Annotated in this window: 17 protein-coding genes; 7 read left to right on the top strand and 10 right to left on the bottom strand. The window is 68.2% G+C overall.

The window, feature by feature from the left end; translation table 11 throughout:
- Positions 1-125: 125 nt before the first annotated feature.
- From ACVK00_RS06340 to ACVK00_RS06330, 3 genes are all read right to left on the bottom strand, one after another.
- Positions 126-596, bottom strand: coding sequence for a DUF2269 family protein (locus ACVK00_RS06340; protein WP_006750625.1), 471 nt, complete (start codon positions 594-596; stop codon positions 126-128).
- On the bottom strand, positions 593-1,846 hold the full coding sequence (locus ACVK00_RS06335; protein ID WP_284893569.1) for an SDR family oxidoreductase: 1,254 nt from the start codon (positions 1,844-1,846) through the stop codon (positions 593-595). Before ACVK00_RS06335 ends, ACVK00_RS06340 begins: the two co-directional genes overlap by 4 nt.
- A 141-nt stretch (positions 1,847-1,987) precedes the next feature.
- Entirely contained in the window at positions 1,988-2,521 is a 534-nt protein-coding gene (locus ACVK00_RS06330; protein WP_059448975.1) for a GbsR/MarR family transcriptional regulator, read from the bottom strand.
- A 205-nt stretch (positions 2,522-2,726) separates the two neighbouring features.
- On the opposite strand from ACVK00_RS06330, the gene fabV reads away from it, so the two are divergent.
- Entirely contained in the window at positions 2,727-3,929 is a 1,203-nt protein-coding gene (fabV, locus tag ACVK00_RS06325) for an enoyl-ACP reductase FabV (RefSeq protein WP_284893545.1), read from the top strand.
- A 55-nt stretch (positions 3,930-3,984) separates the two neighbouring features.
- Here the strand turns inward: fabV and ACVK00_RS06320 are convergent, their stop codons facing one another.
- Positions 3,985-4,689, bottom strand: a complete 705-nt coding sequence (locus tag ACVK00_RS06320; RefSeq protein ID WP_175656731.1) for an SDR family oxidoreductase — start codon at positions 4,687-4,689, stop codon at positions 3,985-3,987.
- A 299-nt stretch (positions 4,690-4,988) separates the two neighbouring features.
- Here ACVK00_RS06320 and ACVK00_RS06315 point away from each other — a divergent pair, with 299 nt between their 5' ends.
- Positions 4,989-5,576 carry a TetR/AcrR family transcriptional regulator gene (locus ACVK00_RS06315; protein ID WP_354123231.1) on the top strand — a complete coding sequence of 196 codons (588 nt, stop codon included), beginning with the start codon at positions 4,989-4,991 and terminating at the stop codon, positions 5,574-5,576.
- A gap of 31 nt (positions 5,577-5,607) precedes the next feature.
- Here ACVK00_RS06315 and ACVK00_RS06310 read toward each other — a convergent pair whose 3' ends face one another.
- Together ACVK00_RS06310 and ACVK00_RS06305 are read right to left on the bottom strand one after the other, a co-directional pair.
- Positions 5,608-6,189, bottom strand: coding sequence for a hypothetical protein (locus ACVK00_RS06310; RefSeq protein WP_284893539.1), 582 nt, complete (start codon positions 6,187-6,189; stop codon positions 5,608-5,610).
- Positions 6,190-6,354: 165 nt separating this feature from the next.
- A complete protein-coding gene (locus tag ACVK00_RS06305) occupies positions 6,355-6,885 on the bottom strand; it encodes a GNAT family N-acetyltransferase (RefSeq protein WP_284893535.1) in 531 nt (176 codons plus the stop codon).
- Between the two features lie 189 nt (positions 6,886-7,074).
- On the opposite strand from ACVK00_RS06305, the gene ACVK00_RS06300 reads away from it, so the two are divergent.
- From ACVK00_RS06300 to ACVK00_RS06290, 3 genes are all read left to right on the top strand, one after another.
- Entirely contained in the window at positions 7,075-7,452 is a 378-nt protein-coding gene (locus ACVK00_RS06300) for an ArsR/SmtB family transcription factor (protein ID WP_228910025.1), read from the top strand.
- Complete coding sequence (locus ACVK00_RS06295) at positions 7,415-7,900, top strand: SRPBCC family protein (RefSeq protein ID WP_228908546.1); 486 nt, start codon at positions 7,415-7,417, stop codon at positions 7,898-7,900. Before ACVK00_RS06300 ends, ACVK00_RS06295 begins: the two co-directional genes overlap by 38 nt.
- 121 nt (positions 7,901-8,021) lie before the next feature.
- Positions 8,022-8,498 carry an SRPBCC family protein gene (locus ACVK00_RS06290; RefSeq protein ID WP_011659750.1) on the top strand — a complete coding sequence of 159 codons (477 nt, stop codon included), beginning with the start codon at positions 8,022-8,024 and terminating at the stop codon, positions 8,496-8,498.
- Between the two features lie 27 nt (positions 8,499-8,525).
- On the opposite strand, the gene ACVK00_RS06285 is transcribed toward ACVK00_RS06290, so the two are convergent.
- From ACVK00_RS06285 to ACVK00_RS06270, 4 genes are all read right to left on the bottom strand, one after another.
- A complete protein-coding gene (locus ACVK00_RS06285; protein ID WP_284893530.1) occupies positions 8,526-9,650 on the bottom strand; it encodes an amidohydrolase family protein in 1,125 nt (374 codons plus the stop codon).
- A 1-nt stretch (position 9,651) separates the two neighbouring features.
- Positions 9,652-10,959, bottom strand: a complete 1,308-nt coding sequence (locus tag ACVK00_RS06280) for an MFS transporter (RefSeq protein ID WP_284893527.1) — start codon at positions 10,957-10,959, stop codon at positions 9,652-9,654.
- 86 nt (positions 10,960-11,045) lie between these two features.
- The gene (locus ACVK00_RS06275; RefSeq protein WP_284893525.1) at positions 11,046-12,359 is read right to left on the bottom strand and encodes a CaiB/BaiF CoA transferase family protein; all 1,314 of its coding nucleotides are present in this window, start codon (positions 12,357-12,359) and stop codon (positions 11,046-11,048) included.
- Complete coding sequence (locus tag ACVK00_RS06270) at positions 12,356-13,342, bottom strand: hydroxymethylglutaryl-CoA lyase (protein WP_284893523.1); 987 nt, start codon at positions 13,340-13,342, stop codon at positions 12,356-12,358. The genes ACVK00_RS06275 and ACVK00_RS06270 overlap by 4 nt, the downstream gene beginning before the upstream one ends.
- A gap of 174 nt (positions 13,343-13,516) precedes the next feature.
- On the opposite strand from ACVK00_RS06270, the gene ACVK00_RS06265 reads away from it, so the two are divergent.
- Positions 13,517-14,341 carry an IclR family transcriptional regulator gene (locus tag ACVK00_RS06265; protein WP_284893520.1) on the top strand — a complete coding sequence of 275 codons (825 nt, stop codon included), beginning with the start codon at positions 13,517-13,519 and terminating at the stop codon, positions 14,339-14,341.
- A 152-nt stretch (positions 14,342-14,493) separates the two neighbouring features.
- Positions 14,494-15,132 carry a 2-hydroxychromene-2-carboxylate isomerase gene (locus ACVK00_RS06260; protein WP_284893517.1) on the top strand — a complete coding sequence of 213 codons (639 nt, stop codon included), beginning with the start codon at positions 14,494-14,496 and terminating at the stop codon, positions 15,130-15,132.
- Positions 15,133-15,139 lie beyond the last annotated feature (7 nt).

Here is a 15,139-nt window from a genome sequence, read left to right as displayed (position 1 = left end):
GTCGGATGCGAAGCGTTCGGGATGCCCGAAACGGCCTGAACGCGCTCCCGTCGAATTTATACACGAGCGCGTGGAAATCGACAGGGCCCGCACGCGAAATCGGCGTTTGCGGCCCGCCGCCCCGCTTACATCGGCTTGAGCACCATCAGGAAATAGACCGTCAGCATCGCGAAGAACGCCGGGTAGCCGAGCAGCTCCCAGCGCTTCGCATAGCGCCAGTAGCGCGCCGGCAGCGTGGCCTCGCCGTTCGCATGCGCGAGGTTCGCCAACGCGGCCAGCTCGATCTGCAGCCACACGACCGGCAGCCAGCACGCGCCCGCGATCGCATACAGCACGATCGACGCGACGAGCCACGGCGTATGCCACGGCCAACCGGCCGTATGCGCGAGCCACAGCCCGGACGCCGGCTGGAAGATCACGGCCGGTGTCGTGAACCACCAGTCCGCGCGCACCACGAGCCGCGACACGGCCGCGATCGCGGGCACCGACCGCGTGCGGTTCGCGAAGAACAGGTAAAACGCGGTGCCGAAGCCCGTGCCGACCATCAGCACCGAGGACAGGATGTGAAGCGCCTTGATGACGAGATAGGTATTCATGGTTGTTCTTCTTCTGAAAACAGGATCAACAGGATCGCGAGAATCGGTACGTTCTTGAGCACGGGGCCGAACGGTTCGGCCAGCAGGCCAGGCATCGTGACCGCGATGACGGCCGAATACGCGACGATCAGCACGGCTTGCGCAGCCCACAGACGGCGGGACGGCGCGGCGACGGTCGCCACCCCTAGCGCGAAGTCCAGCGCGCAGGCGGCGTAGAGGGCGATCAGCGCGGGCAGCCCGGTCAGGTGTGCGCGGGCGAGCATCGCAAGGCTGTCGCTCTGCGGGTGGACGAAAGCGCTCACGATGGCCGTCCAGAGCCAGACGATCGCAAGCGCGCCGAGCAGCAGCGGCCGCCGCCACATCGCGAGCGCGTCGCGGCGCAGCGCGAGCGCGTCGGCGCCGATGAAACTGCGCAGCCCGCGCGGCGGCCGGCCGAGCACGGCCGCCAACGCCGCGGGATCGCCGGTGTTGCCGCCGCGCAGCATCGTCCACGTATCGCGGGTCAGCATCGCGCCCGGCAGCGTGCCGAACAGCGCGGCCGCCGCACCGACCAGCGGGCCCGGCAGCACAATGCGGGCTGCCGGCGGGAAGCCCAGCGCGGCGCGATAGCCGCTCAGCATCTCGCGGTATTCGACTTCATCACCGCCGACCGCGTCGATGACCGAATTGCCGGCCGCCGGCGAAACGACGAGCCGCACGACGAGTTCGGCGAGATCGTCGACGTGCACCGGGCGCAGCCGTTGATGGCCGCCCTCCGGCAACGCGTGCACGGGCAGGCTCGCGAGCATCCGGAAGAACCGTGCCGACGTGCCGGCCGCGCCGTAGACGAGCGCGGGCCGCACGATACGGTAATCGAGCGGCAGCGTCTGCAGGAAGGTGTCGGCTGCGTACTTGCTGGCGAAATACGGCGTGTCGCCACGCTCGACGCCCAACGCCGAGATCTGGATCACGCGTCGCACGCGGGCGCGGCAGCATGCGGTGAAGAGCGCACAGGGCGCCGCGCAATGCACGGTGTCGAGCGTCGCATCGCGCCGGTCGGTGAGGATCCCGACCGCGTTGATCACGACGTCGACGCCCGCCAGTCGGGCCAGCCACGCGTCGGGATCGATATCCGTCGCGAAATCGATCGCGACATCGTGCGGGCCGACCGCATGCCGCACACCGTGCAGCACGCGATGGCCGCCGGCTTCCAGCCGCGCGCACAACGCCCGCCCGATGAACCCGTTCGCGCCGCAGACGAGGATGTTCATGTCGCACTCCGCGGTGCGGCATGCGGGCAGATCGACAGCAGGGCCTCGTTCATTTTCATCCTCTATTTACAGTTATTTCTGTAATGACAGAAATATTGACTTCGAAAAAAGCGGGCTGCGCGCCCGCACTTCCGATGCCGCTTACTTCGACGACTTGCGCCTGACCGTCTGGCTGATCTTCGCGCCGATCCCGAGCGCCTTCATCAGCGTGTCGGGCTTGAGCCGCAGCATCTCGTCCGACCAGGTCGTGAGCGTCTCGACAAACTGCAGCGTGTCGCGGATGCGCTGTTCGGTCTCGCGGCTTTCGTCGGCGATCTCGGGACTCGTCAGGCAATCGCGCAGCACCGTGAGCGTCGGTTCGATCTCGCGCTGCCGCCGCCCTTCGACGATCAGCTTGAACAGTTCCCAGATGTCGGTCGACGTCTCGAAATGGTCGCGGCGATCGCCCAGCACGTGCACGACCTTCGCGAGCCGCCACGCCTGCAGTTCCTTCAGGCTCGTGCTGACGTTGGAGCGCGCGACGTTGAGCGTCTCGGCGATCTCGTCGGCGGCGACCGGCCGCCCGGCCAGGTACAGCAGCGCGTGAATCTGCGAGACGGTGCGGTTGACGCCCCATCGCGAGCCCATTTCGCCCCAGTGGAGAATGAATCGTTCGGCAATCGGTGTGAGTTTCATGTCGGGAAATTTAGTTTTTTCAGTTATTTCTGTCAAGAGAGAAATAACAGGCGGCAACGCGAATCGCCGTGCCGGCGGCTCGCCCGCCGGACGATCGCGACTGCCGTCACCGCCCGCCTTTCCCGCCGTGCCCGCCCGCTTCCATTACAATGCGCGGGATTTTTCCGATTTCAGGCCGTCCGCGCCTTTCTGACTAGAGGTTCCCATGATCATCAAACCGCGCGTGCGTGGCTTCATCTGCGTGACGACTCATCCGGTCGGCTGCGAAGCCAACGTCAAGGAACAGATCGACTACGTGACTTCGCATGGCCCGATCGCCAACGGCCCGAAGAAGGTGCTCGTGATCGGCGCGTCGACCGGCTACGGCCTCGCCGCCCGGATCTCGGCCGCATTCGGCTCGGGCGCGGACACGCTGGGCGTGTTCTTCGAGCGCGCCGGCAGCGAAACGAAGCCGGGCACCGCCGGCTGGTACAACAGCGCCGCGTTCGAGAAATTCGCCGCAGAAAAGGGGCTTTATGCCCGCAGCATCAACGGCGACGCCTTCTCCGACAAGGTGAAGCAGGTCACGATCGACACCATCAAGCAGGATCTCGGCAAGGTCGACCTGGTCGTCTACAGCCTCGCGGCGCCGCGCCGCACGCATCCGAAGACGGGCGAGACGATCAGCTCAACGCTGAAGCCGGTCGGCAAAGCGGTCACGTTCCGCGGCCTCGACACCGACAAGGAAGTGATCCGCGAAGTCTCGCTCGAGCCGGCGACGCAGGAAGAGATCGACGGCACCGTCGCCGTGATGGGCGGCGAGGACTGGCAGATGTGGATCGACGCGCTCGATGAGGCCGGCGTGCTGGCCGACGGCGCGAAGACGACCGCGTTCACGTATCTCGGCGAACAGATCACGCACGACATCTACTGGAACGGCTCGATCGGCGAAGCGAAGAAGGATCTCGACAAGAAGGTGCTGTCGATCCGCGACAAGCTGGCCGCGCACGGCGGCGACGCGCGCGTGTCGGTGCTGAAGGCCGTCGTCACGCAGGCGAGCTCGGCGATTCCGATGATGCCGCTCTACCTGTCGCTGCTGTTCAAGGTGATGAAGGAACAGGGCACGCACGAAGGCTGCATCGAGCAGGTGTACGGGCTCCTGAAGGACAGCCTGTACGGCGCGACGCCGCACGTCGACGAAGAAGGCCGTCTGCGCGCGGACTACAAGGAGCTCGATCCGCAAGTGCAGGGCAAGGTCGTCGCGATGTGGGACAAGGTCACGAACGACAACCTGTACGAGATGACCGACTTCGCCGGCTACAAGACCGAATTCCTGCGTCTGTTCGGCTTCGAGATCGCCGGCGTCGACTACGACGCGGACGTGAACCCGGACGTGAAGATCCCCGGCATCATCGACACCACGGTCTGACGACCGCGCCCGCCGCGCGCATGGGCGCACGGCGGGCTGTCTTTTACAGGCGACGTCAGACCGGCGTCGCCTCGTCCAGATAAACACCGGCCGACAGCGTGGCCTTCACCTGCCGCGTGAAGTCGTCGGTGGCCACCTCCTCCGCTCCGGATTCGATCGCGTCGTATGCTTGGCGCACGACGTCGGCCGGTGTCGCCTTCGGCACGTCGAGGCCGCGTGTCAGGTCCGTATCGATGAAGCCGGCATGCAGCCCCACCACCTGCGTGCGCTGCTCGCGCAGCGAATGCCGCAGCCCGTTGGTCACCGCCCACGCAGCCGACTTCGACACGCCGTAGCCCGACAGGATCGGCCGGTTCACCCAGCTCGCGACGGACAGCACGTTCAGGATCGCGCCGCCGCCATGGCCGGCGAGCGTGGCCGCGAATGCGCGCGACATCGCCAGCATCCCGAACACGTTGGTTTCGAGGTGGTCGCGCAACGCGTCGACCGCGCCGTCGTCGGTCAGGCTGCCGAGCCGCGCGATGCCCGCATTGTTGATCAGCAGCGTGACGTCGCGCGCGGCGTCGGCGGCCGCGGCGACCGCCGCCGGATCGGTCACGTCGAGCTTCACAGGCACCACGCCCGGCAGCGTCACGCTGGCCGGATCGCGCGCGCCCGCATAGACCTTCCGCGCCCCGCGTTCGAGCGCCTGCTTCGCGAATTCGAGCCCAAGCCCACGGTTCGCGCCCGTGACGAAAACGACTGCACCTTCGATCTTCATGACCCTTCCTTTCATCGTGTGAATGAAACCATGCCGCCATCGCGTACCGAGCCGTTGCACGGCCGGTACTGGATCGCAGGCTCGTCCCGCTACCCGCGCCCGCTGCACCCAGACCCGGACCGACCTCCATCCGTGCCGCGCGAGGCGCTTCGCTTCATTTGCGAAGTCGGCTACACTGGATGTCAATGTCGATCACCATTGTCTTTGCGATGCAGTCTGCCAGCACGCCTTGGTCACGTCAATGGTGATCACCATTGTGTTTTTCAATCGACGCAATTGCCGGAATGAGGGAGGGATCGATGGGCGTCTCGAGACAACAGGCTGCCGACAACCGCAACGCGATCGTCGCGGCCGCCGAGCGGCTGTTCCGGGTGCGCGGTGTCGACGCGGTCGGTTTGACGGAACTGATGAAGGAAGCCGGTTTCACGCAGGGCGGCTTCTACAACCACTTCAAATCGAAGGATGCGCTGGTCGCCGCGGTGATGGAAAAGGCCATGCAGGACGGCGCGGAGTCGCCGCGCGCCGGCAGCGTCGCGCAACAGGTGACGTCGTACCTGTCGACCGCGCATCGCGACAACGTCGAAGCCGGTTGCCCGCTGTCCGGCTTCGCGGGCGACGCGCCACGCCTGACCGACGCGGCACGCGCCTGCTACGCGCACGGCGTCGCCGGCTATCTCGACCGGCTGGAACGGATGGTCGCTATCGAAGGCGCGGCTGCGGCGGACACGCGCCGCGGCGCGATCGCGGTGTTCAGCCAGATGGTCGGCGCGCTCGTGCTGTCGCGCGCAGTCGCCGGCACCGATCCGGCGCTGGCCGATGAAATCCTCGACGCGGGGCGGCGCACGCTCGCCGGCCAGCCCGACGATCCGGCCGTGCCGGCCGCGTAGCGGCACGACGAGCGCGAGCCGCGCGCAATCGCTATTCTACGGCCCGTGCGGCGGCGTCCCACAGCGGCTGCCCGCCCAGCGCAGCATGCCACGCAGCGAATCGCGTGCGCCACGACTCGAACGGCTCCTTCAGCGGATGACGCGGATCGTCACTGAGTGCATACGCCATCCCTTCGATCAGCCAGCGCGGCTTGGTCACGACCGCGAGGTTGCCGAGCACTTCGGCCTGCCGGTGGTGGATCAGTTCATGCGCGAGAAAGTAGGTCTGCCAGCCGCGCGGCGCGACGACCACGCCGAAATCCCCGAGCGTCAGGGCCGCGCGTTCGCCGAGGCCGAACTTGTCCGCACATTCGCGCGTCGAGCAGAACACGACGCGCGGTGCGTCGCGAAACGGCCCCACGGCCGCCGCCGCGCGCACGTAGCCGTCGCGATAGAGCTGCTTCGCGGCGCCGAGCTGCGCGGCATCGTCCGTGCAGATGTCCGCGCTCGGGCATGACACGCCGGGAAGCAGCGCCGGCGCGACGACGCGCAGCGGCTTGACGAGCGCGTAGGCGGCGATCGGCAGCGCGACGAGCAGGCCCGTGAGGGTGAAGGCGACGTGGGAGCGTTTCATCGAGGCGACGATTCCGTGGATGTGCTGGTGGGTTTTCCTGCACGAATATATCGGAGCCGCGACGCCGCCGGCCGGCTTTTCCGTTCCGCCCGGCGTCCGGCCCACGGCCGCGTGCCGTCGCACGCACGTCGATCGCGAACCTCGCCGCGATTGCATCCCGCCCCGTTACACGAGCTGCTTGTGAAAATACGTCGTCGCGCACAACGCGCCGTCGGGCATCAGCGCATAGTTCGGCACGACGCCGACGCGCTGCCAGCCGGCCCGCTCGTACAAGCGCTCGGCGTCGCCGCCCGTCACGGTGTCGAGCACGAGCACGGTCTTGCCGGCGTCGCGCGCGGCTTCGTCGGCGGCCGCCATCAACCGCGCGGCGACACCCTGCCGGCGTGCATGCCGAGACACCAGCATCTTCGCGACGTCCGCGCGATGCGGCTGGTTCTCCGGCTGCGCGGTCACAAGCTGCACGGTGCCGACGATCCGGCCGGCGGCGTCCTCGGCGACGAGCAGGATGCGCTCGCCGTTCGCGACGCCATCGGCGACGCGCGTCCAGAACGCGACGGCCGTCGAGCGCCCGATCGGTAACATGAAGCTGACGGACGCGCCGCCTTCGACGCAATCGATCAGCACGTCGGCGAGCGCGTCGACGCAGGCACGCGCTTCGCTCGCATCGACGCGGCGAACGGTAACGGATTCGGTCATACCCTCTCCGGCAATCGGGCACGCGACACGCATTCGGCGGCATGCGCCCGGATCCAAAGGAACGCCGGCATACGCCCGATGCGTGTGCAACGGCGGCCGGTGCCCGGCAACACGGCGCGGGGGGCGCGTGTTACCGCCCCATCATGCTAAGCGATGCAAATTCCCGTTGCATCGCTTATGCTTAGCCACATGGCTAACTTTCAACCCGGTATCAGCGACGTATTCCACGCACTCGCCGATCCGACGCGCTGCGCGATCGTCAGCGCGCTCGGGGACGGCGGGCGAACCGTTTCGGAACTGGCCGCGCCGTTCGACATGGCGCTGCCGTCGTTCATGAAGCATGTCGCGGTGCTCGAGCGTAGCGGCCTCGTCCAGACCCGGAAAGCCGGCCGCTCACGCACCTGCGAGCTGGTCGGCAGCCGGCTGGCGGAAGCCGAGCAGTGGCTCGCCGCGCAGCGCGCGCTGTGGGAAGCGCGCTCCGATCGTCTCGTGGAATTCGTCGAACGCCGCCACCAGGAGGAGCAAGCGCATGTCAACCAGCCCCGTCGACCCCGCCGAAACCCTTGACCTCGTCATCACCCGCACGCTGCGCGCGCCGCGCCAGGCGCTCTGGCGCGCCTGGACCGACCCCGAACTGCTGAAGGAGTGGTGGTGCCCGAAACCGTGGACCACCGAAGTGCGCGCGTTCGACCTGCGCCCGGGCGGCGCCTTCCACACGTTCATGCGCGGCCCCGACGGCGGCACGAGCGACAACCCCGGCTGCTTCCTCGAAATCGTGCCGGAAGCGCGGATCGCGTTCACGTCGATGCTCGCCGGCGGCTGGCGGCCGCAGGTGCCGTGGCTGGGCTTCACGGCCATCATCACGATGGCCGACGACGACGCCGGCTGCCGCTACGAGGCGCGCGTGATGCATCCCGACGCCGCGACGCGCGAGCGCCACGAGGCGCTCGGGTTCTTCGAAGGCTGGAACATCTGCATCACGCAGCTCGACGAATTCGCGGCCGCGTTGCGCTGAATGCGGGTGAGCGTACGGTCCGATTGCATGCCGTCGCGCGCGCGCCTAGGATTCCTGAAGGAAGCATGACGACACGCCGGCATCCGGCGTGCACCGTCGCGCGCATTCCGCGGGAGGCGACATGCTGCACATGCACACGCATTCGACCCGGGTCAGCCGGCACCTGAACGCACCGCGCGGGCGCGTCTACCGCGCGCTGCTCGACCCGCACGCGGTCGAACAATGGAAGGTGCCCGACGGCATGACATGCCGCGTCCACGCCTATGACGCACGCGAAGGCGGCGCGCTGCGCGTGTCGCTGAGCTACGACGAACCATCGGACAGCCCCGGCAAGACCACCGCGCACACCGACACCTATCACGGCCGCTTCGTGACGCTCGTGCCCGACGAGCGGATCGTCGAAATCGATGTGTTCGAAACCGACGATCCGATGCTGCGCGGCGCCATGACGATCACGATCACGCTGTCCGACGAAGCAGGCGGCACGCGCGTCGAGGCAGTGCACGACGGTGTGCCGCCCGGTGTGCCAGTCACCGACAACGAAGCCGGCTGGCGCATGGCGCTCGCCCGGCTCGCGGCGCTGGTCGAGACGGGCTGAGCGCCAAGGCGGCGCGCGCGAGACGCGTCAGCCGAGCCGGTAGACGTGCGAAACGGTCCCGCGGAACAGCGCGTCGCGCTCGTTCGGGCTCGCGTGCGCGGTCAGCCGCTTGAACGCATTCCAGCCGTTCACGTAGGAATACGAGCCCTTGTCGACCGGGAAATTGCTCTCGAACATGCAGCGCTCGGCGCCGAACGCTTCGATGCAGGTGAGCATCCACGGCTTCCAGGCATCCGCGAGCTGTTCGGACGACGGCGGCCGCGCACCCTTTTCGAAATCGAAACCGTTGATCCGCATCCCGAGGCCACCCACCTTCACGAATACGTTCGGCAACCGCGCGAGTTCGCGCATCGACGCCGACCAGCGCTGGAAGACTTCCGGCCGCTTGTCCGCATAGCTCGCGATCCGCACGACGCCGCCGCAGTGATTGACGATGATGCGCGTGTCGGGATTCGCCTTCGCCAGATCGAACAGCTCGGGCAATTGAGGAAAGAACAGCCACGCGTCGTACGACAGCCCGAGCGGCGCGAGCTGCGCGACGCCGGCCCGGTACGCGGGATCGAGCAGCAACCCGCGCGGCACCGCCGACAACGGGTTCGCGAGCGATGGATCGGCATCCCAGGTGCTCAGGTGTCGAACGCCGCGAAAGCGTCCGCGCCCCGCGTCGAGATGCGCGTCGAGCACGTCGCGCACGCGCTCGCCGAGCCGCAGGTCCGCATGCCCGACGATGCCCTTCGCGACGGCCGGGCCGCTTCGCTGACGCGGCTCGGTCACGCCGGCGATGTAAGCCGTCTCGCCGACAGGCTTCAGTTCGACCGGCCCCGCATCGCGATAGCGCGTCAGCGCCTGCATGTAGACGGATGCCTGGATGTTGTGGCCGGAGCGCGCATCCTGCAGATAGTCGTCGAGCATATAGATCCAGCCCGGCCGCTCGTAGAAGTGGTGATGCGCATCGACGATCGGCAGATCCGGTTCGAGTGCGGGTTCGAGCGCGGATGCGAGCCAGTCGTTTCGCACCGCGAGATAGTTGCCTTGCGTCGTCATGCGGGGAGCTCCGTTTTCAGCCGGCGTGCGCGTATCGGCCCATGCAGGGACGGCGAGCGAGGCAGCAGCCGCGCCGAGCAGCCGGCGTCGTTTGATCGAAAGGGTCATGTCATTCGCTCCGGTCGAACGCGTACAGCGACAGCGTCAGCAGCGTCGTGATCGCCAGGACGATCGCGAGGCCGAGCATCCCGGCCGTGAAGGTGCCGAAGCTGTCCTTCAGGTAGCCGACGAGATACGGGCCCGCGAATCCGCCGAGCGCGCCGATCGAATTGATCAGCGCCAGGCCGCCGGCCGCCGCCTGGCCGGACAGGAAGCGCGAAGGCAGCGTATAGAAGATCGTGCGTCCGGCAATCGTGCCGATCAGCGCAAGCGTGATGCCGACGAGCGCGGGCCCGAGTGTCAGGAAATGGGTCGACACGCCAAGCGCCACCGTGCCGATGAACAGCCCGATCGCGAGGTTCGCGACCGGTGCGCCGCGCCGGTCCACCCGCTTCGCCCACCACAGCAGCGCGATCGTCGCGAAGAAGTACGGCAGCGCGGACAGCCAGCCGGTCTGCATCGTCGACATCCCGTGCGCCTTCAGCATTTGCGGCAGCCAGATGCCGATTCCGTACGAGCCCATCGTGAAGCCGAACGAGATCAGCGCGAGCAGGTACACGCGCACGTCGCGCAGCGCGACGCCGAAGCCCTTCTTGCGGCCGGCGGCGGCGCCTTCGCGCTCGAACGCGCGCTGCAGCGCGGTACGCTCGTCGTCCGACAGCCACGCTGCCGTGGCCGGGGAGTCGGACAGACGCTTCAGGACGAGAAAGCCGAGCGCGCACGCGGGCAGCCCTTCGACGATGAACATCCACTTCCAGCCGGCCAGGCCGAGCGCGCCGTCGAGCTGCAGCAGCCACGTCGACAGCGGACCGCCGATCAGCGACGACAGCGGTGTCGACACGGTGAACCAGGCGAGCACCCGCGTGCGGTAGCTCGCGGGAAACCACACGGCGAGGAAGAAGATCACGCCGGGGAAAAAGCCGGCTTCGCCGATGCCGAGCAGCAGCCGGATCGCATAGAAGCTGGTCGGCCCCGTCGCGAGGGCGGTCGCCGCCGCCATGAGCCCCCACGTGATCATGATGCGCGCGAGCCAGCGCCGCGCACCGAAGCGGTACAGCGCGAGATTGCTCGGCACTTCGAACACGCAATAGCCCGCGAACATGATCCCCGCGCCCCAGCCGAACTGCGTCGCGGTCAGGCCGAGATCGCGGTTCATCGTCAGCGCCGCGAACCCGACGCTCGTGCGGTCGAGATAGTTGAAGAAGTACGCGAGCGCGAGCAGCGGAATGAAGCGCCATGCTGCCTTGCGCACGGCCCGTTGCTCGATCGACGCGTCGGTCTCGCGATCGGCGGCCAGCGCCGGGGAAGCGGATGTCATGGTTGTCTCCGTGGATGCGGCGGTCCGCGCCCGCGCGAGCGCGCGGCCGGGATGCCCTTTTGTTGGTTCGATGGATCGCGGCGGCGCTACGCGCTCGCCGCTTCGTTCGGCGAACGCATATCGCTCGGTACGCTTGGTCCGCTCGGTACGTCCGGCGGCAGCCCGTTCGCACCGTGCCCGTGCCGCCCCGCGACGACACCCGCGTCGATCAGCGCGCGCGCCTCGTCCGGCGTATAACCCAGCTCGCCGAGCAGCACGCACGTGTCCTGGCCGAGCGCGGGCGGCGCCGAGCGCAGCCGCAGGCGCTCGCCCGCGAGCGTGAGCGGCAGCAGCGCGGTGCGCGTGTCGACCGGCCGGCCGGCGCTGCTCGCGTCGGCCGGCAGCGTCACGGCTTCGAGGCCCCCGGTCGCGAGCAGATGCGGATCGTCGAACAGGTCCTGCGGCTTCGTAATCGGCGCATACGGCAGGCCGATCGATTCGAAGATCGCGCCGATCTCCGCGGCCGAATGCGCGGCGAGCCGCGCACGCAGCTCGGGCAGCAGCCACTCGCGGGCCTGCACGCGGAGGTTGTTCGTCGCAAGGCGCGCATCGTCCTTCAGCGCGGCCAGGCCGAACGCGTCGCAGAACAGCGCCCACTGCGTGTCCGACACGACCGCGAGAAAGATCTGCTCGCCGTCCCGCACCGAAAACACGTCGTAGACCGCCCATGCGGAAATGCGACTCGGCATCGGCGACGCGGCCTGCCCCGTCACCGCGAACTGCATCATGTGCTGCGCGACCAGGAACACGTTGTTCTCGAACAGCGAGCTCTGCACCTGCTGGCCGCGCCCGGTGCGTTCGCGCTGCGCGAGCGCGGCCATGGCGCCGATCGCGCCGAACATCCCGCCCATGATGTCGTTGACGCTCGAGCCCGCGCGCAACGGCCGGCCTTCGGGGCCCGTCATGTACGCGAGGCCGCCCATCATCTGCACGACTTCGTCGAGCGCGGTGCGATGTTCGTACGGCCCCGGCAGGAAGCCCTTGTGCGACACGTACACCAGGCGGGGATTCAGCGAGGACAGCGCGGCATGACCGAGGCCGAGCCGGTCCATCGTGCCGCTCTTGAAGTTCTCGCTGAACACATCCGCCGTCGCGACGAGCCGCCGCACGATCTCGAGCCCGCGCGGATCCTTCACGTCGACCGCCAGGCTCTTCTTGTTGCGGTTGAACATCCCGAAGAAGCCCGCGCCGGAACCGCGCAGCGCACGCGTGCTGTCACCCGCGATCGGTTCGATCTTGATGACTTCCGCACCGAGATCCGCGAGCAGCATCCCGCAGGTCGGGCCCATGACCATGTGCGTCATCTCGATCACGCGCACGCCTTCGTACGGCAGCGCCGAAGCTGGTTGGCGATCGTTCATTGCGCGACTCCCGTCAGGCATCCTTCCGGCTGGGTCGCGCTCGGCGCGCGGCCGTCCGCGTACCGAAACCCCTTCGGCAGCCCCGCGTCCGGCACGTGGCCGTACAGCGCCTCGGCAGGCAGTGCCGCATGCAGGATCGCGCGCGCGGCGAGCAGCGCGTCCACGTCGACGCCCGTGTCGTACCCCATCGCCTCCAGCAGGAAGACGAGATCCTCGGTGACGATGTTGCCGGTCGCACCCGGCGCGTACGGGCAGCCGCCCAGGCCGCCCTGGCTCGCATCGAGCGTCGTCACGCCGGCGTCGAGCGCCGCGACGACGTTGGCGAGCCCCTGCCCGCGCGTGTTGTGGAAGTGCGCGCCGCCGGCCTTGTCGCCGACTTCGCGCCGCAGGCGCATGAACAGCCGGCGCACCTGCGCCGGGTTCGCGTAGCCGCTCGTATCGGAGAGCCCGATCTCGTCGACGCCGCATTCGGACATCGCGGCCGCCATCGCGATCGTCTCGTCGTCGGAGACCGCGCCGGCGAGCGTGCAACCGAACGCCACCGAGACGCCCGCCTCGATCTGCACCGACGGAAACCGCGCATCGCGCAGCGCGACGATCGCGCGCACCTCGTCGATCATCTGCGCCGGCGTCTTGCGGATGTTCGCCAGCGAGTGCGCTTCGGTCACCGACACCGGCAACGTCAGCTTGTGGACGCCCGCCTCGAACGCGCTTTCGGCGCCGCGCAGGTTCGGCGCAAGCGCGGCGACGTGCAGCCCCGGAATCGCCAGCGCATGCGCGACGACTTCCCGGACGTCGGCCATCTGCGGCAACAGCCGCGCGGGCACGAACGATCCGACCTCGATTTCGCGCAGGCCGGCCGCGGCGAGCGCGGTGATCCAGCGCAACTTGTCGGCCGTCGCCATCACGGCCTTGATGCTCTGCAGGCCGTCACGCGGCCCGACCTCGCTCACCAGCACCTGCGGATCTTCGGAAACACTCATTCGACACCTCAAAGTTCTATCTGAAAGAACATCGTTCTGTTTGACGGAACTTTAGAGGCGCACCGAATCGGCTGTAAGCGGGGTATACCCGAGAAAATGCAATTTTTTGGAACTTGAGTTCTGTCAGACAGAACGCTATAGTCGATCGATCGTCACCCAAAGGAACAGCAAGCCGTGCCCCCGACCTCGACTCCCGCAGACCCCACCGGCGACGCGCCTGATGCGTCGGCCGAAGCCTCCAGCGGCGTCGCCGTCCTCGATCGCGCGTTCGCGATCCTCCACGCGTTCGGACCCACCGACGACCGGCTGTCGCTCGCGGAACTGTCGCGCCGCACCGGGCTGTACAAGAGCACGATCCTGCGCCTGCTCGCCGCGCTCGAGCACGGCGGCTTCGTGCGCAAGCTCGACGACGGCCAGTACGCGGTCGGACACGAGCCGTTGCGGCTGGCCGCGCTGTATCAACGCTCGTTCCGGGTCGGTCCGGTCGTCGAACCGTTGCTCGAGACGCTGAGCCGCGAACTCGGTGAAACGGCATCGTTCTACGTGCGGCATGGCGACATGCGCTCGGTGCTCTACCGCGTCGAACCGGCGCGCACGGTGCGTGTGTCGATCCGGGTCGGCGAGGAGTTTCCGGTTCGCCAGGGGGCGTCCGGGAAAGTGCTGCTCGCGTTCACCGACCCGCACGATGCACAGTGGAACGACGTGCGCGAACAGTTGTGGGCCGCGTCGTACGGCGAGCGCGACCCGGAGACGGCGTCGGCATCCGTGCCGGTATTCGGCGCGGCCGGCGATTGCGTCGGCGCGCTGACGGTGTCCGGTCCGAAATCGCGGCTTGCCGCCGCGCCGGCCATGGCCGGGGCGCTCGCGATGTTGTTGCCGCTCGCGCAGAAGGCGACCGTCGCGCTCGGCGGCGCAGGCGCGCGCTACGACGCGCAAACCGTGCGCGACAGTCTCGCGCGGTTCGCGGCGGCGGCGGCGCACGACACCGCGCAGCCGTAGCCGTAGCCGCGGCTGTAGCGGGCCACGCGTGTGCACCGCCGCGACTGCGCAAACGGCGGCCGCATGCGACACTGGCCGCCCACCCATGCACCGCGTCGGCCATCGGCGCGATGCACGCAACTGCCGTCCGGACACGTACAAGGGCCCTCACCATGAACGCCGCGCGCACCGCCACCTGGTATTTCGATTTCGTTTCGCCGTTCGCGTACCTGCAGCAGGAACGGTTCGACCAACTGCCGCCTGCCGCCGCATACGAGCCGAAGCCGATCGTGCTCGGCGCGCTGCTCGCGTACTGGGGCCAGAAAGCGCCGGCCGAGATCGCGGCGAAGCGCATCTTCACCTATCGCCACGCGCAATACCGCGCGGACAAGCTCGGCATTCCGTTCCGGATGCCGCCCGCGCATCCGTTCAACCCGATCCGGCCGCTGCGTCTCGCGATCGCGATGGGCAATTCGCCCGATGCGATCCGGCGGATCTTCCGGCACATCTGGCGCGACGGCCAGGACGTGTCGACGCCCGAGGGCTTCGCCGCGCTGTGCGAGGCGGTCGGCTTTCCCGAAGGCGTGACGGCCGTCGACGCGCAACCGGTGAAGGACGCCCTGCGCGCGAACACCGATCAAGCGATCGCGCACGGCGTGTTCGGCGTGCCGACCTTCGAACTCGACGGCGACCTGTTCTGGGGCGAGGATGCGACCGACATGTTCGTCGACTGCGCGACGTCCCGCGCATGGCTCGACTCGCCCGAAGTGCGCCGCATCAGCGCGCTGCCCGAAGGCATCCGGCGCGGCTGACGGCACG

The organism is Burkholderia sp. PvR073, assembly GCF_054055695.1.
The sequence above is the reverse complement of the archived record's forward strand: the minus strand, read 5'-3'. Positions and strand labels throughout refer to the sequence as shown.

What these genes read in the sequence shown, in the direction of transcription:
- ACVK00_RS06340 (WP_006750625.1), bottom strand. Translation starts at nt 596, where the DNA reads ATGAATACCTATCTCGTCATCAAGGCGCTTCACATCCTGTCCTCGGTG.
- ACVK00_RS06335 (WP_284893569.1), bottom strand. Translation starts at nt 1,846, where the DNA reads ATGAACATCCTCGTCTGCGGCGCGAACGGGTTCATCGGGCGGGCGTTG.
- ACVK00_RS06330 (WP_059448975.1), bottom strand. Translation starts at nt 2,521, where the DNA reads ATGAAACTCACACCGATTGCCGAACGATTCATTCTCCACTGGGGCGAA.
- fabV (WP_284893545.1), top strand. Translation starts at nt 2,727, where the DNA reads ATGATCATCAAACCGCGCGTGCGTGGCTTCATCTGCGTGACGACTCAT.
- ACVK00_RS06320 (WP_175656731.1), bottom strand. Translation starts at nt 4,689, where the DNA reads ATGAAGATCGAAGGTGCAGTCGTTTTCGTCACGGGCGCGAACCGTGGG.
- ACVK00_RS06315 (WP_354123231.1), top strand. Translation starts at nt 4,989, where the DNA reads ATGGGCGTCTCGAGACAACAGGCTGCCGACAACCGCAACGCGATCGTC.
- ACVK00_RS06310 (WP_284893539.1), bottom strand. Translation starts at nt 6,189, where the DNA reads ATGAAACGCTCCCACGTCGCCTTCACCCTCACGGGCCTGCTCGTCGCG.
- ACVK00_RS06305 (WP_284893535.1), bottom strand. Translation starts at nt 6,885, where the DNA reads ATGACCGAATCCGTTACCGTTCGCCGCGTCGATGCGAGCGAAGCGCGT.
- ACVK00_RS06300 (WP_228910025.1), top strand. Translation starts at nt 7,075, where the DNA reads ATGGCTAACTTTCAACCCGGTATCAGCGACGTATTCCACGCACTCGCC.
- ACVK00_RS06295 (WP_228908546.1), top strand. Translation starts at nt 7,415, where the DNA reads ATGTCAACCAGCCCCGTCGACCCCGCCGAAACCCTTGACCTCGTCATC.
- ACVK00_RS06290 (WP_011659750.1), top strand. Translation starts at nt 8,022, where the DNA reads ATGCTGCACATGCACACGCATTCGACCCGGGTCAGCCGGCACCTGAAC.
- ACVK00_RS06285 (WP_284893530.1), bottom strand. Translation starts at nt 9,650, where the DNA reads ATGACCCTTTCGATCAAACGACGCCGGCTGCTCGGCGCGGCTGCTGCC.
- ACVK00_RS06280 (WP_284893527.1), bottom strand. Translation starts at nt 10,959, where the DNA reads ATGACATCCGCTTCCCCGGCGCTGGCCGCCGATCGCGAGACCGACGCG.
- ACVK00_RS06275 (WP_284893525.1), bottom strand. Translation starts at nt 12,359, where the DNA reads ATGAACGATCGCCAACCAGCTTCGGCGCTGCCGTACGAAGGCGTGCGC.
- ACVK00_RS06270 (WP_284893523.1), bottom strand. Translation starts at nt 13,342, where the DNA reads ATGAGTGTTTCCGAAGATCCGCAGGTGCTGGTGAGCGAGGTCGGGCCG.
- ACVK00_RS06260 (WP_284893517.1), top strand. Translation starts at nt 14,494, where the DNA reads ATGAACGCCGCGCGCACCGCCACCTGGTATTTCGATTTCGTTTCGCCG.